The 15,208-nt window shown below is 39.4% G+C and carries 11 protein-coding genes; 6 read left to right on the plus strand and 5 right to left on the minus strand.

Annotation, left to right across the window (positions count from 1 at the left end):
• Positions 1–19: 19 nt before the first annotated feature.
• Both VB711_RS08635 and petG read right to left on the minus strand, forming a co-directional pair.
• Positions 20–3,127: a plasmid replication protein, CyRepA1 family gene (locus VB711_RS08635; protein WP_323285464.1), complete on the minus strand. Its 3,108-nt coding sequence runs from the start codon at positions 3,125–3,127 to the stop codon at positions 20–22.
• 404 nt (positions 3,128–3,531) lie between these two features.
• On the minus strand, positions 3,532–3,645 hold the full coding sequence (gene petG / locus VB711_RS08640) for a cytochrome b6-f complex subunit V (RefSeq protein ID WP_083389681.1): 114 nt from the start codon (positions 3,643–3,645) through the stop codon (positions 3,532–3,534).
• A 209-nt stretch (positions 3,646–3,854) separates the two neighbouring features.
• Here petG and VB711_RS08645 point away from each other — a divergent pair, with 209 nt between their 5' ends.
• The 3 genes from VB711_RS08645 to VB711_RS08655 all read left to right on the plus strand — a co-directional run bounded on the left by VB711_RS08645 (position 3,855) and on the right by VB711_RS08655 (position 7,512).
• Complete coding sequence (locus VB711_RS08645; RefSeq protein WP_323285465.1) at positions 3,855–4,229, plus strand: cytochrome c; 375 nt, start codon at positions 3,855–3,857, stop codon at positions 4,227–4,229.
• Positions 4,230–4,309: 80 nt separating this feature from the next.
• A complete protein-coding gene (locus VB711_RS08650; protein ID WP_323285466.1) occupies positions 4,310–4,993 on the plus strand; it encodes a DUF3782 domain-containing protein in 684 nt (227 codons plus the stop codon).
• A gap of 251 nt (positions 4,994–5,244) precedes the next feature.
• Positions 5,245–7,512 (plus strand): cation:proton antiporter, encoded by a 2,268-nt coding sequence (locus VB711_RS08655; RefSeq protein WP_323285467.1) that lies wholly within the window; start codon positions 5,245–5,247, stop codon positions 7,510–7,512.
• A gap of 206 nt (positions 7,513–7,718) precedes the next feature.
• On the opposite strand, the gene VB711_RS08660 is transcribed toward VB711_RS08655, so the two are convergent.
• The gene (locus VB711_RS08660) at positions 7,719–7,937 is read right to left on the minus strand and encodes an Hfq-related RNA-binding protein (protein ID WP_323285468.1); all 219 of its coding nucleotides are present in this window, start codon (positions 7,935–7,937) and stop codon (positions 7,719–7,721) included.
• A 64-nt stretch (positions 7,938–8,001) separates the two neighbouring features.
• Between VB711_RS08660 and dapF the strand changes: the two genes are divergently transcribed.
• The 3 genes from dapF to VB711_RS08675 all read left to right on the plus strand — a co-directional run bounded on the left by dapF (position 8,002) and on the right by VB711_RS08675 (position 10,565).
• On the plus strand, positions 8,002–8,841 hold the full coding sequence (gene dapF, locus VB711_RS08665; protein WP_323285469.1) for a diaminopimelate epimerase: 840 nt from the start codon (positions 8,002–8,004) through the stop codon (positions 8,839–8,841).
• 190 nt (positions 8,842–9,031) lie between these two features.
• On the plus strand, positions 9,032–9,628 hold the full coding sequence (locus VB711_RS08670) for an L-threonylcarbamoyladenylate synthase (RefSeq protein WP_323285470.1): 597 nt from the start codon (positions 9,032–9,034) through the stop codon (positions 9,626–9,628).
• A gap of 79 nt (positions 9,629–9,707) precedes the next feature.
• On the plus strand, positions 9,708–10,565 hold the full coding sequence (locus tag VB711_RS08675; protein WP_323285471.1) for a HAMP domain-containing sensor histidine kinase: 858 nt from the start codon (positions 9,708–9,710) through the stop codon (positions 10,563–10,565).
• A 188-nt stretch (positions 10,566–10,753) separates the two neighbouring features.
• On the opposite strand, the gene VB711_RS08680 is transcribed toward VB711_RS08675, so the two are convergent.
• Positions 10,754–11,224, minus strand: coding sequence for a GNAT family N-acetyltransferase (locus VB711_RS08680; RefSeq protein ID WP_323285472.1), 471 nt, complete (start codon positions 11,222–11,224; stop codon positions 10,754–10,756).
• 585 nt (positions 11,225–11,809) lie between these two features.
• Positions 11,810–15,208: hybrid sensor histidine kinase/response regulator (locus VB711_RS08685; protein ID WP_323285473.1), on the minus strand; the 3,399-nt coding region annotated here is incomplete at its 5' end.

Consider the following 15,208-nt stretch of genomic DNA (forward strand, 5'->3'; position numbering starts at 1 on the left):
AAAGACGTGAGCAACCAATTTATTTTGTCAACAAGATATCAGTGTCTTGAGACCTGAGAGTGTCAATTACCATTTCATTATTTATACCCTTCAAATGAGCCAACATTAATTCATCCCGTTTTTGCCAAACCACAAATATTTTTTTTCTACCATCATCTAGAGTATCTGGATCAATTTGATAAATATCATTTACCCGTTTTAACCTCAAACCTAATAAACCCAACATTCGGTTAATTATTTTAATACCAGACACCACCTCTTTACCCCTAAGCAAATCAATACCCAAGGCTCGTTTAATATGTTTGCTACTCTGAACAACCGCAGTTTTTAGCCAAATTAAATCAGCATCACCTTCACTAAATTGTCTCCCAGGTTCAAGGAATTGTAGCATTCCTAAAACTCGCATAGCTTCAACCTTCAAAGTATAGGTTTTTAAATCTGGAAGAAAAACCTTTCCCTCACCCCAAAACAACTGCTGATGCCATTCTTGCTCATCTTTGACATGAAAATATTCACTTTCATGGGTTAGATAATAGTGAATTAATAACTCTCCATAATATCCCCTATCATCCTGTAATTTCAGCAGAGGAGTTACTTCAACCCCATACCTTTGTCTCAAAATATATTTATTAATTTGGTTGCGTTCTGCATCACTGAGAGAATGTTTATTTAATAGCTGCTCATATTCTACATAATCAATATCCTTAGCTATAGTTACAGCAGTGGCTAATGCTAATTGATGTTGTTGTTTAATTTCCTTAATTTTACGTTTTATTTCCTTAGCTTTTTGACGACTTTGCGCCCAATCTTTTTGAACTTTTACAATTTCTAAAATTAACCTTTTCCGAGTATCAAAATCATTAGAATCAGTAGCCAAAAAAGCTAAACGCAAATCCCGCAGAATATTATTTTGAACCTCATTACTCCGCATTTGGATTTGATGACCATCAGCCATTAAACCATCTTGCATAGATTGACGATAGAGACGAATAGAAGCATTTACTCTGGCAGATAATTTTGCCCAAGTTCGTAAATGTATCGGGTCGTAAACCAAAGGTAAATCTACATCTATTTTATGTAAAGGACTAAGCAAAGCTAAATTCTCTTTTTGACTCTCTTGATACCAATAAGAAAGCAAACGATAATTTGTACTACCACTACCAATTAAACCAATACCACGTTTAGCACACCAAACTACACGAGGTACATCATCCCGGACTCTAGCTAATGCTTGACGTGCTTCTGAGTCAGGAATTACCCCTTGAAAAATTCCATAAACCCGGTCAAAATGTTGAACATCAATACTAATACCTGTTCCCAAACTAGGAGTTACAAAAACTGTTTCATAATCAATAATTTTTTCATTAATAGTTGCGATAAAATCTGATGCTGCATGACCAGGTGTATTAGTAGTATGACTACTAACTACTAAAGTATTAGGAAATTCTCTGCGTAATTTTTGCAACCGCTCTTTCAAATAACTTTCAATCGTTTCACAACTATAACGTCCAGAACGGCTATCTGTAGTTACATAGCATTTACGTCCAGCAATTAAGTCTAATTCTAATTGATGAATCAATGGAGTAGGATTGGGTGAATCATAAAAAGTTATATCCCAACCTTTATCCGGTTTCCACTGATTTACAACTACCCAAGGCGTTACCTTAACTCCAGTCAACCCTTGCAAGTATTCCAGAGAAACATCTGATAAGTCGGCATCTTGGGCAATAATTAAACCTCCTGTAGCGATAACTGTAGAAATAAGTTGTTGAAATATTCTAAGAATTTTAACCCGCTTCTGTTTACAAGTATTACTGTTTAGTAAGTGCCAAAGAGATTGTTCAACTTCATCTAAAATTACTATTGCCCCGTGCCAATCGTCTGGATTTAATCTCCAAATAGAATCAACGCATAAACCGAAGGATTTAGCAATAGGTACTTGATATTTAATAATTGGTAATTCCGGTTCTTCTTCCATGCTCCAAGGCTCATATCCCATACCCCATTTAATCCCAATTTTGTCACATAAAAACCGACCTAAAAGGATTCTATGGGTAATTAATAAAACTGGTTGATTACGACTTTTTGCTTGATTAACAACTGCTTGTAGTCCTGTGGTTTTACCTGTACCTTTAGCCGATTTCACTCCCACTAACCCAGAGGTAGGAAAAGGTATATCTGCTAAATATGGACAGTTGACGGTGAGTGCAGCGGGAATTGTTAACTCCGTATGGGGTTTAGTTTGGGCAAGATAAACTTCTAAATCAACGCTTTGACGATAAATTTTATCAAAGGCAAATCCACCTTTCGCAGCAATAAATTCATCAACACCTTTTTCGATACCTGGCAATTCAATAACTTTAACAGCACAATTATTTTGTTGAAATAAACAACCAAGTTGAGAAATAGCATTATTAACAGCAGCAATTTTTTTGTCTTGAGTTTCAAAATCGAAACAGATATAGAAACTGCGTTTTGTTGTGGTAAATACGGCTAAATCAGGTATTAACTGACGACGGGTAACTTTACCAAATTCATCTTTAACAACTCGATAACCGCTAGTAATTCCCGGAACACCAATGGCTGCATAACCTTGTGTTAAAAGTGCGGCTGCTTTTTTCACTCCTTCGCAGATGATAATGGGGATATTAAGTTCTGTTACCCATTGCCAAAAACCTTCAGCTTCGCCGTCTGTACTAATAGTAATGTTGTCGGGTATAGCTATATTGTAACGTTGGGCGACTTGTTGCCAAATTTGTAGAGTTACCCGCAGACAAAATACCCTTGTTGGGGTGCTGGGTGGATGTTCGTACTTGATTATTTTGCCATTTTGATTTTTTCGGGGTTGAGTTGGTTTAAAGCATCCCCATTCCATCATCTGCCAATCATTCAGAGGATCTCGTCCAGAACACCACCAACCCCCTTGGGTAATATGATTATAACGTTGCAACCAGGCATTTGTAACCATACCTGTGTTAGTGCGAGGGAGTTTGTCGGAAATCAGCAGGTAATCATAGGCGCTGACACCTTGGAGAGATATAAAGTTTAATTGGACTAAGTGTATATTTATACTACTGCCATTGACAAGTTCTTGAAGGTGTTGTGGGTGTAAATCATGCTGAAACATAGGCGGAAGCACCAAAGGAAGACAATGAGATTAAAACATTATCATGCCTTTGTTGATTTTTGATTAAAGAAATCATAACATTTTACGTGTATATTTTATAGCATAGTTTTTTGAAGTACCTCGGTTAATAAGGAAGGGAATGATTTTAGGGGTTGAAGGGCAGAAATAATAAGTTTGTATTGTGATATTTATGAGTTATTAGTTTTTCTTTATCAGTAAATTTTGAGCAATTAAATAGTAATTATGTACTCTTGACATCCGTTAAGCAAATTTGTAAGCGGAGAATCCCTACATGAGGAATTTCTCTACTCGTCAAGTTCTAATACTGTAGCGAAAGCGGGAGAAAGGGGAGAAACTTGATTACACTGTCCTCAGTCCCCAGTCCCCAGTCTCTAGCTTGAGTTTTAGCCTCCTAATTCGTTAGGACGCTTGTATTGTCTGTAGGCAGCGTAAAATAGACCACTGAGGGTAACAAAAATCAGACCAAGGACAATACCTGATAGTAGGGGTTCAACCACTGTAAATCTCCTGCTTGCAAAAATTTAATATTTAGTTCCTGTTTTTGATTTTACCAAATCTGGCATTGATTCCCCGCCTTAATATGGGTTTGAACTATAAATACTTTCCAAAATATTATGTTTTGTACTTGCAGACACAATCAAGAACTTTTAAGCTATGTGTAGAAAAGAAAATTTTCTTTGCACCCTAGACTGTGAAAGCAAACCTTTTGGATAACCAGCTTACCAAATCTGAAACTCTAATTCAGTGGATCGCTTTTTCGGCTTTGGCGATACTCATAGCAATCCCTTTAGCCTTGTTTGCTATTCAGATGGTCAAAGCCTCCGATCCTTATGTCAAAAATGTTCTATCCCTTACGGGAAACTCAGAACAAGGACACGCTATCTTTCAAATTAACTGTGCAGGTTGTCACGGCTGGGAAGCTGATGGCTTAGTGGGGCCTAGCTTACAAGCTGTTTCTAAGCACAAATCCCGATATGGACTAATTCACCAAGTTATTAGCGGTGAAACGCCCCCCATGCCGAAATTTCAACCGAGCGCCCAAGAAATGGCCGATTTGTTAAGTTATTTGGAACAACTTTGAAAAACTTCTGTTTCTTCTTCCGTGTCTAATAAAAAAATCAGCATTTTTGGACTAAATTCCAATATCGTACACCATAACTCATGAGCGAAATTACCTTAGAAGATATCTATGCCCTATTCCGTGAAAGTGAACAACAACGCAAACAACAGCAACAAGCTTTTGAGGAACGCCAACGTGTTTACGAACAAGAAATGGCTGACCTCCGACTAGAACGCGAACAACAGCAACAAGCTTTCCAAAAAGCCTTCGAGGAACGCCAACAAGCTTTCGAGGAACGCCAACGTGTCTACGAACAAGAAATGGCTGACCTCCGCAAAATTGTGGCTCAAACTAACAAACAGGTGGGGGGAATAACTAGCCGTTGGGGAGAATTTGTAGAAAACCTAGTTAGACCCGCCACTGCTAGACTATTTCAAGAACAGGGAATTAATGTTCATCATACTGCCTTACGAGTTGATGCCCAAGATACCCAGGGTTCTCTAGAAATTGATATCCTGGCTGAAAATACTAATGAAGTTGTGGCAATTGAAGTTAAATCTCATTTAGAAGTGCGGGATGTTAAACGATTTCTACAAATATTAGAACGATTTAAAATGGCATTTCCTAAATATCAAAGTTATCAACTTTATGGAGCAGTAGCAGGAATTAAAATAGATGAAAGAGCAGATATTTACGCAGTTCAAGAAGGGTTATTTGTGATTAAGCCAGCAGGAGATTCGGTTATTATTGCCAATAATAGCAAATTTGAACCTAAAGTCTGGTAATTGAATTACTAACTGATAAATTGAACAGATGAAAGTATTATTTGATGCTTAAATATCGCTATTTTGGGAGATGATAATTTTTGTGCTAATTAAAATTAGTTTGACTACGATTGTACTTATTTAATATTATAAGATATAATAGCGAAACTATTTTAAAGAAAATTATCTCAAAGCTGTTCGATATCTAATCACCATAGCTAAAAACTTTGTATGCTTGTTCTATATACGTCTTGATATTTCCGTGAAAATTAGTGCAAGAAGATTTTAGGTTAATTGTTGATTTAGTCTTGGTGTTTGCTGTAGCTGCCTGTGGTGGACTGTTAGCTGCACTGTTAAAACAGCCTGTTTTGTTAGGCTATCTGATTGGTGGGATGGTGATCGGTCCAGCCGGACTGGGATTAATTAAAGAACTGGTACAGGTGGAAACCTTGGCTCAGTTTGGGGTAGCCTTGTTATTGTTCGCTTTGGGTGTGGAATTTTCCTTTGCGGAATTGAAGAAGGTAAAAGCGATCGCTCTCGGTGGAGGTGGATTACAAATTACCCTCACCATTCTGATCACAGTTTTGGTTTGTGGTGTGACGGGGTTTTGGGGCGTATTACCCGCTAAAGGTGTATTTTTAGGCTCAATTCTCTCTCTATCTTCTACGGCTGTTGTTCTCAAGTGCTTGATGGAAGCCAACGAAACCGAAACTCCCCACGGTCAGGTAATGTTGGGGATTTTGGTAGTTCAGGACTTGGCACTGGGATTAATGTTAGCAGTATTACCAGCCCTGCACGAACCACCAGAAACCATTGGTTTAGCGATACTAAAAGCCCTGGTCTATATCGGACTCTTTGCCGGTGGTGCAGTTGTGGCGGGTATTTGGGTAATTCCCCCTTTGCTGCGATTAATTGCCCGTACCGAAAGCCGGGAGTTATTTTTATTGGGAGTTGTAAGTCTGTGTTTGGGTATTGCCCTCCTCACAGAACATTTAGGACTTTCTATTGAAATGGGGGCGTTTGTGGCTGGGTTGATGATTTCTGAGGTGGAATACGCTGACGAAACCCTGAGTATTGTTGAACCTTTACGGGATATCTTCGCTAGTTTGTTTTTCGCTGCCATTGGGATGTTAATTGATCCGTTATTTTTGTGGAATAACCTGGAATTAATTCTCGGATTGGTGGCTTTGGTTTTTGTTGGTAAATTTTTAATTATTACACCCCTGGTTAAGTTATTTGGCTACCCATTAAAAACCGCTTTAATTGTTGGGTTGGGACTGGCGCAAATTGGGGAATTTTCCTTCGTTTTAGCAAGTGAGGGGCAGATTTTAGGGTTGGTTTCCAGGAGGGTATATTTACTAATTTTGGGAACTACTGCCGTTACCTTGGTTTTAACACCCTTTGTATTGCGATTAATCCCATTTTTATTCAACTTTGCCGAATCAATGCCCTGGCTTAAACCCTACTTTGTGGAAGAACAAGCCCGTGACATTTCGGAAGATTTACCGCAAAAAGATCATATAGTGGTTTGCGGTTATGGACGCATTGGTAAAAATTTGGTCAAGTTGTTGCTGCAAAATCAATTATCTGTGGTGGTGATTGACCAATCAGAAAGCCGGATTCAGCAGTTACGAGATGGGAAAATTCCTTATGTTTACGGTAATGCTGTGAGTTTTCATGTTTTGGAAACAGCCGGGGTTAATCATGCTAGGGGAATGGCGATCGCTCTTCCTGATCCATCTAGTATTCGTCTATGCTTAAAGCGATCGCTGGAATTATGCCCAGAATTAGATTTAGTTGTCCGTGCTACCCAAGATAAAAATATTGAGGTACTTTATCAATTGGGGGCTAAGGAGGTTGTACAGCCAGAATTTGAAGCTAGTTTAGAAATGGCTACCCATTTATTAACGGGGGTGGGTTTGTCACCAGCCGCAGTTCAACAGCAAATGGATCAAATCCGTACTGATCATTATTCAGATTTTCGTCCAGAAAGTTCTCCTTCTGAAGTTTCCCGTCATTTGCAACAAGTAACCCGTGATTTAAATCGTCGTTGGTACACTTTACCCTCTGCTTCTCCTTTAATTGGTATGAGTTTAGAAGAAGCGGATATGCGCTATTTAACCGGGGCAAGTTTAATGGCCATTCGTCGCAGTGACGGAGAAGAGATTGATTATCCTAACAATCAAACTACCTTAAAAGAGGGCGATCGCTTGTTGGTGGTAGGAGAAACTGAGGAATTGGCGGCTTTAGCAGAGTTAGCCCAAGGACAGGCTACCATTCCCGGTGAAAATAGTGCTTGTCAGTGGGTGACTGTGCGGGATGATTATCCGGTTTTGGGTAAAACTTTGGCGGATTTAATTGGTGAAGGACAGCAAGATTTACAAGTACAAGCAATTCGGCGAGATGGCAAGTTTATCCGTTTTCCTTCTGAAAATATGGATTTACGGGCAGGTGATCAAGTGTTGCTTTGTGGTAGTCTCAGTGACTTAATTCAAGTTCAACATCTGTTTACTGTTTCCTGTGAAATTCCTTTTATTTAAGGTTTACGGAAGAAACGAACCACAGAGGCACAGAGTTCACAGAGAAATAAGAGTTTGAGTGGTTTTTTTCCTATCACCAATCACGATCACGGATTTAATGGATTACACGGATGACACGGATTTGAAGATTATCCAATCACCAATCCCCAATCACCAATCCCCAATCACCAATCCCCAATTACCAATCACCCATCACCCATGCCCAATCACCCCTGATTTTTCATGTAAGCGATCGCTTGTTTCCAAATTATGGTTTGCTGATTATTGTCATCTATAATGCAGACAGAATTAGGATCTTGCCAAAAAACTCTACCTGTAATTACATCACCAGTCACCAGTTTAAACTCTGTGATGCCTTTGTCTTTAATCCAACTTTGTAATTGGCGAATACTCGGCAGGGATGTGTCAAAGTTATTTGTTGCCATTTTTGGTAATAAGGACAATATTTAATAAGTAGTAACTAATCTTTAATAATTCATCTAGGCGAAAATGGCAATCGAATTTACTAAGTATCAAGGTTTGGGTAATGACTTCATTCTCATTGATAACCGGATCTCATCCACTCCGTTAATCACACCTGAGGAAGCTGTAAAATGGTGCGATCGCCATTTCGGTATCGGTGCTGATGGTGTGATTTTTGCTTTACCCGGTGACAAGGACACTGACTACACAATGCGGATTTTTAATTCCGATGGTTCTGAACCAGAAATGTGTGGTAACGGTATTCGCTGTCTAGCTGGGTTTTTGGCAGAATTAGAAGGCATATCCCGGACTAAAGATCATTATCGCATTCAAACTTTAGCCGGTGTGATGATACCTCAATTAATGGATGATGGTCAAGTAAAAGTAGATATGGGTTTACCCCGATTACTAGCTGGGGAAATTCCCACCACTTTGGCCGCTGCTGAAGCTAAAGTGATTAATCAACCCCTAGAAGTAAGTGGTAAAACTTGGGAAGTCACCTGTGTGAGTATGGGAAATCCTCACTGTATCACCTTTGTCGAAGATGTTGCTGCTATTCCCCTAGAAATTATTGGACCCCAATTTGAACATCATCCCGTTTTTCCCCAACGAATCAATACCGAATTTATCGAAGTAGTGAATCCTAACTATTTGAAAATGCGGGTTTGGGAACGTGGTGCCGGTATTACCTTGGCTTGCGGAACTGGTGCTTGTGCTTCCTTAGTTGCTGGGGTGTTAACACAAAAGTGCGATCGCTCTGCCACAATAGAATTACCCGGTGGATGTTTAGAAATTGAATGGTCTGAAGCTGACCAACGAATTTACATGACCGGACCAGCAGAACGAGTTTTTACAGGTAAATATTAAAAAAATGCAATAATTGACATTGACCTTTTCCCCCTCCTCGCTTGCGGGGAGGGGGTTAGGGGGTGGGGTTTTACGGCTGTGGGAAAACGATTTTATCTCAACCATTCAACAATTAACAATGCCACCTTTAGGTTTTTTGGTCATTTTATCAAGATTCAAATATCAGTTTTAAAGGTCAAATTAACGAATCATGAAAGTTTCCCTAGCAGATTTAATAACTGGAACAAAGGAGGGAAAATTAGTAAGTTTTCCCACAGATACAGTCCCAGCACTAGCCACATTACCATCCAAAGCAGAATTAATATTTGCAGCTAAACAGCGTAGTTTAGATAAACCCTTGATTTTAATGGCTGCGAAGGCCGAAGATTTATGGAGTTACATTCAAGGTAGTGATTTAGAATATCAAACTTGGCAAAAAGTAGTAAATAAATATTGGCCGGGTGGTTTAACATTAGTGTTACCAGCGAGTGAAAAACTTCCCAAAGTCATGAATCCCATTGATCCCACAACCATTGGCATCAGAGTACCAAATAGTGCGATCGCTCTAACCATTCTCGCACAAACAGGACCCCTTGCCACCACCAGCGCCAATCTATCAAATCAACCACCATTACAAACTAGCAGCGAAATCGAGGCTACATTTCCAGGCATTCTAACTCTAAAATCAACAGAATACCAAGGATTAGGTATCCCCTCCACCGTCGCTAAATGGACTGGGACAGATTGGCAAATTTTACGGCAAGGTGGCATCAAATTAGATAATTCAGATAGTATTGTTAATTATTAAATATAATCAGAAATACAAAATTATCTGCGTTTATCTGCGTTTATCTGCGTTTAATTCTTACATTATTCGGTACTTTTTTATGAACTTATATAATTGGCTGTATTTAGCAATAGGATTAAGTTTAGGATGGTTACTTGCACAATTTAACAAAATTAGCAACCCAGTAACAGAAAAAGAAAACGTAAACACACTGTTACAACAGTTAAAACAAACCCAATTGGCCTATGAAATGGCACGGGAAATGAGTCAATTTAAAGCCGGGTTTTTGGCACGGACTACCCACGAATTGCGATCGCCCCTCAATGGTTTAATTGGATTACATCAGTTAATTTTGGCCGATTTGTGCGAAAATCCAGCCGAAGAACGGGAATTTATCGGTCAGGCACATGAGCGATCGCTAAAACTGCTAAAATTAATAGATGAAGTCCTCACTGTAGCCAGAACAGAACACGGCACAAATAAATTAAATATTCAACCCCAACAGCTAACCCAAATTTTACAAGAAGTCCATAAATTAACTTATATGTTGGCTGCAAATCGTAATTTTAATTTTACGCTATCACTGCCAGATCCAGAAATTCAAGTTTTAGCAGATTTTAATTGGTTACGTCAAATATTAGTTAGTTTAGTAGATATCACTATTTCTCAAATGGAAGAAGGTAAAATCCATCTTTCTAGTATGGTTGCAGATAAAAATAATCATGTTCATATTTGGCTAGATGTACCAACTCACGCTGTTATCACAAGTGAATCAATTGATTTAATGAAATATGAATACAGCACAGATGAAAACAATACAGCTTTCTCTCCAGGAATGAAATTAATAATCAATCAAACCTTGTTAGAAGTCATGGGAGGAAAGCTAGAAATTTTGCCTTCTCCCACCGAACCAGAACTAATTAGACTGCAAATATCTATTACAGCACAGCGTAAATGAACCATTTCAAATCTCTGAAAATCTTACGCTGCATTATTAGTTCTGACTTTTGACTTTCACCCTGCGGTATAGCAACCGCCAAGGTGGTTAGGACATCAATTCTTAGCGCAGGTTGGCGTAGGACATTGATGAAACTCGTTTCACAACAGGGTTTTAATTCTGACTCCTGACTCCTGACTCCTGCTATACTATGCCTTTATTGATTCCTGAAATTGAATATTCCCAACTGGTAGAGATTCCAAATTAGATTGGTTATTTAAAACCATCGTTGTGGTATTATTAACTGCAAAACCAATCTTTTCGTAAAATTCTTTTTGGTTAGTCGTCATCAAGTAAACACGCTCTACCAAGCGCACTTTTGGATGGATTAAAACCGTTTCTACCAACTTAATTCCCAACCCATTACCACGATAATCTGGATGAATAACCACATCCCAGATTGTAGCCCGGTAAATACCATCAGAAGTAGCTCTAGCAAAGCCAATTAGCTGCTCTTGATCATGAACAGAAATGACTGGTTCACTGTTAGCGATCGCTATACCCAAATCCTTGATGCTACGCCCTTTTGCCCAAAAAGCGGAAAGATTTAATAATTCTTGCAGTTGGTAAAGATCAATTTCACAAGAGCGATCGCTAAAATGAATTTGAGAATATTTCATGTTGGATAGATACCTGTATTATGTCATTTTATATTTTCCTAAAAATAACTAAAGTTGTATATATGTATGCAACAAAATAATCAAATTTTCCAAGTATTTTTGGCATCATTGAACTACACAAAAAAGATGATCAAATTGGTGAAATCAAAGTAAAGGCCTATTGCAATACGTCCCCCTACCTCCCCTGCCTCACAAGGGTAGGTATTTTACATTGTCGTAAGGGCAAGACTTGGGGGACAAGGTAGACAAGGCGACAAGGGAGGAAAACTGTACAAAGAATGTACGATTGGTCACAAAAACTGAAGCTCAACAGACCATTTCTTGTATAAAATCTTCCTTGTCTACAATACCTCCTTGTCTTCCAAGTCCTGCCCTCACAGATAATATTAAAAACCTACCCCTGTCAGAGGGGAGGTAGGGGAGGTAGGAGTAAACTCTGTGGTGAAAGGAGTTTCATCAATGGCTTATGTCAAGATACGCTAATAATTGATGTCCCTCTGCAAAAGAATGTAGAGACGTTCCATGGAACATCTCTACGAGGGGTGTTCTTTTTCCCCAAGTCCTAACGATGTTTTAAAGATGTTCCTAAACTGTAATCAGCTTTTCTCCTTTGAGCATTTGTGAAGCAGCTTCTAGTAATGCTTCTTCTAGATAGGGTTTAGTAAAGTAGCCACTTGCACCTAGTTGAAACGCCATTTGTTTATGCTTATCTGCACCCCGTGATGTTAACATCGCAATTGGCAGATGGTTGAGAGATGGATCTTTTTGGATGCGTGAAAGTAACTCCAGTCCATCACATCGGGGCATTTCAATATCGCAGAATATGATATCACAAGGCAACCCAGCCCGGAGTTTTTCCCAGGCTTCTTGACCGTCACGGGCTTGTTCAACACGATAACCGGCTTTGTTAAAGGAAAGAGAGAGTAATTCTCGGACTGTGATGGAGTCATCAATAATCAGCACTGTCGGATCAATTTTCACGTCAGGGGTGACAACAGGAGTTGGTGGGATAGTTGTTTGCTGCCAAGAACTACCACCAATTTGTTTAGACCGCTTACCTTGGAAGATATCGAGGATTTCTAGTACGTCTGCAATGGGCATAATTCGACCATCACCTAAAACTGTCGCTCCAGCTACTCCGTTAGGTTTAGGTGCAGGCCCTTCAAATTGCTTAATTACAATTTCTTGTTCGTTCAGCACTTGGTCAATTTGCAAGGCAACCATCGTACTTCCTGAGCGGACGACGACGACTGAAACCATATCATCATCTCGATTTCCACCATAAACAATACTCCGACTGAGTACGCGATTGAAGGCTAAAATCTCGTTCAGAGGTTTGAATGGTAATACTGTATCTCGCCAAAAAATAAATGATTGTCCGTTTGCATCTTGTTGAATGCTTTTCAAGGGTATATCTAGGGTGTCTTCTACACCATCCATGGGGAAGGCGATTCTGGCTTTGTCAGAGACGCAACAAAGGGCTTTACAAATACTGAGGGTGAGTGGTAGACGAATTGTGAAGGTGGTTCCGTTACCCAGAACTGAATCTGTGGTGACTGTGCCGCGAATTTCACTAATGTCGGTGTGAACTATGTTCATGCCCACACCCCGTCCTTTCATGTCATCAACCTCGTCAGCAGTGCTGAAACTGGGTAAAAATAGGAGATCGTAAATATCTATACGAGACATACCCTCGGCTTCTTCTGGTGAGATGATGCCTTTTTGGATGGCTTTGTTTTTAACTTTTTCGTGGTCGATACCTGCACCATCGTCTGTGACGGCGATCACCGTTTGGTTGCCTTGGTGGAAAGCATGGACGGATATTACCCCTATTGGTGGTTTACCGGCGGCCTGTCGTATGTCTGGAGTCTCAATACCATGAGAGATGGCATTATTGAGCATATGGGTTAGAGGGTTGGCCAGATGATCTAAGATTCTTTTATCAATTAATGTTTCTGTCCCTTCTGCTACTAACCTCACTTCTTTGCCATATTTGAGGGCGTTATCTCTGACTCCCCGACGCAAGCGATCGACTACTTGAGCAAAGGGAACCATTCGGGCTTTTGTCAGTCCTTCTTGTAACTGGTTAGTTGATTGTCGGAACTGTCGTACTACGGTTTCGGTTTCTTCGGTTACAAAGTCGATATCACTGGCTGACTCCCGGACTCGGACGATGAACTCGATCATATCCTGCGCTAACATATGGAAGGGCGTAAACCGATCCATTTCTAGTTCGCTAAAGCCGCGATCGTTGGCAGGATGAGGTGCGCTACCAAAGGTATATCCTTGTTCTCTTGATTTGCGGCTGGCTAACAGTGAGGCTTCTAAGAGCGATCGCTCATACAATTCCTGCATTCTCCCTCCCACATCAGAAAGGTGCTGCACCTGAATCAGCAAGTTATCTAAGGATTGTCGCAGACGTTCATGATCCTGCTCTAAGGTATTACGATTTACCACTAATTCCCCAACTAAGTTACTCATATCATCGAGATGCTTAACTGAAACTTTCATGGTTTCTTCTCGCATCACACGACGAGCAGCCGGACGTGGTACTCTGCTAGTATTTAGTTGTTGTGGAGATGTGGGAGCATGAGATATTTTTTGATCTGCTGCTGCCAGTAACTCCTCTAATTTACTAAATTCATCCTCGACTACTGACGCTGAAACAGCATTATGTGATGGAAAATATAATGGTTGAGATACCCCTTGTTTAACTGGTTGTGTTGCCTGAGTCTCTTCTTCACCTAGCAACGCTTGAAGCGCCGCAAAATCATCTTCTGGCATCGACACAGGCTCATTAGTATCCGCTGTTAATTCTCCGCTCAATAATGCTTCTAAATTGGCAAATTCATCTTCATCTTGAAGATAATCTTCATTTTCAAGGGACAAAACATCATTGGTATTCCCTGTTAATTCTGCACCCAGCAATGCTTCTAAATCTGCAAATTCCCCTTCGTCTTGAAGATAATCTTCATTTTCAAGGGACAAAACACCATTGGTATTCCCTGTTAATTCTGCACCCAGCAATGCTTCTAAATCTGCAAATTCCTCTTCAATAGTACCTGTAATGGATTCTATTGCTAATTCTTCTGATGATGTGATCTGAGTATTTATTTCCTCTATTTCTCCCAATGTCACTTCATCGAAATGAAAATCATCTATATTTGCTTGGATGATGTTTGACTCTAATGCTGGAATAGTACCTGTAATGGATTCTATTGCCAATTCTTCTGGTGATGTGACCTGAGTATTTATTTCTTCTATTTCTCCCCATGCCACTTCATCGAAATGAATATCATCTATATTTGTTTGGATGATATTTGACTCTAATTCTGGAAATGATAAATTAGCGAAAGATTCTAAAGATAAACTATCAGTCAACTGCTCTAGATTTTCTATTTCTCCTTGGGTTTGGTGAGTTAAAATTAAATCTAGATTGTTGTCCGTAACAAGTAAATTATCCGGTGTAAAGTCTGTTGAGTTAGATTGATCTAGATCATCCAATGAAAGTAATAAGTTTTCATTGCTATTTTCGTCAAGGGTATCAAACAAATCTACTTGAGCAAATGTTTCGACCTCAGCAATTGCTTCTGGAGAGTTGCTGGTAAATTCTGGCATCAAGTCTAATACTTCTGGTTCTTGCGAGAAACTCTGAATTTCCTGGAATAAAAATTCACCCTTTTCAATAATTGTTGTTAGAGAGTTGGCATCTTCTTGAGCTAAATCAGCAAACAAATCATCCTTGGCATCTGATGTACTTTTGACATCTAAAGATCGCTCTGGTTTACTGAAATCAAATTCTTCTAGATAAAAATCATAACTAGATTGGGATTTTTGTTTGTCAGTAAATATTTCTTCAGAAGCTGCGGCAAATAAACTTTCTTCCAATTCTCTGGCTACATCTTGATCAAGTGTAGAATTATCTTCTATCTCTGAATTGGTATTTGGCTCATGCCAAAAAGTATTAAATTCTTCACTATTCAA

Origin of the sequence: Cronbergia sp. UHCC 0137, assembly GCF_034932285.1 — a bacterium.
Taxonomy (GTDB): domain Bacteria; phylum Cyanobacteriota; class Cyanobacteriia; order Cyanobacteriales; family Nostocaceae; genus Cronbergia.

Bases quoted from the DNA above. Each gene is read 5' to 3' on its own strand.
- VB711_RS08635 (WP_323285464.1), bottom strand. From the start codon at position 3,127: ATGTTTCAGCATGATTTACACCCACAACACCTTCAAGAACTTGTCAAT.
- VB711_RS08650 (WP_323285466.1), top strand. From the start codon at position 4,310: ATGAGCGAAATTACCTTAGAAGATATCTATGCCCTATTCCGTGAAAGT.
- VB711_RS08660 (WP_323285468.1), bottom strand. From the start codon at position 7,937: ATGGCAACAAATAACTTTGACACATCCCTGCCGAGTATTCGCCAATTA.
- VB711_RS08670 (WP_323285470.1), top strand. From the start codon at position 9,032: ATGAAAGTTTCCCTAGCAGATTTAATAACTGGAACAAAGGAGGGAAAA.
- VB711_RS08680 (WP_323285472.1), bottom strand. From the start codon at position 11,224: ATGAAATATTCTCAAATTCATTTTAGCGATCGCTCTTGTGAAATTGAT.
- dapF (WP_323285469.1), top strand. From the start codon at position 8,002: ATGGCAATCGAATTTACTAAGTATCAAGGTTTGGGTAATGACTTCATT.
- VB711_RS08675 (WP_323285471.1), top strand. From the start codon at position 9,708: ATGAACTTATATAATTGGCTGTATTTAGCAATAGGATTAAGTTTAGGA.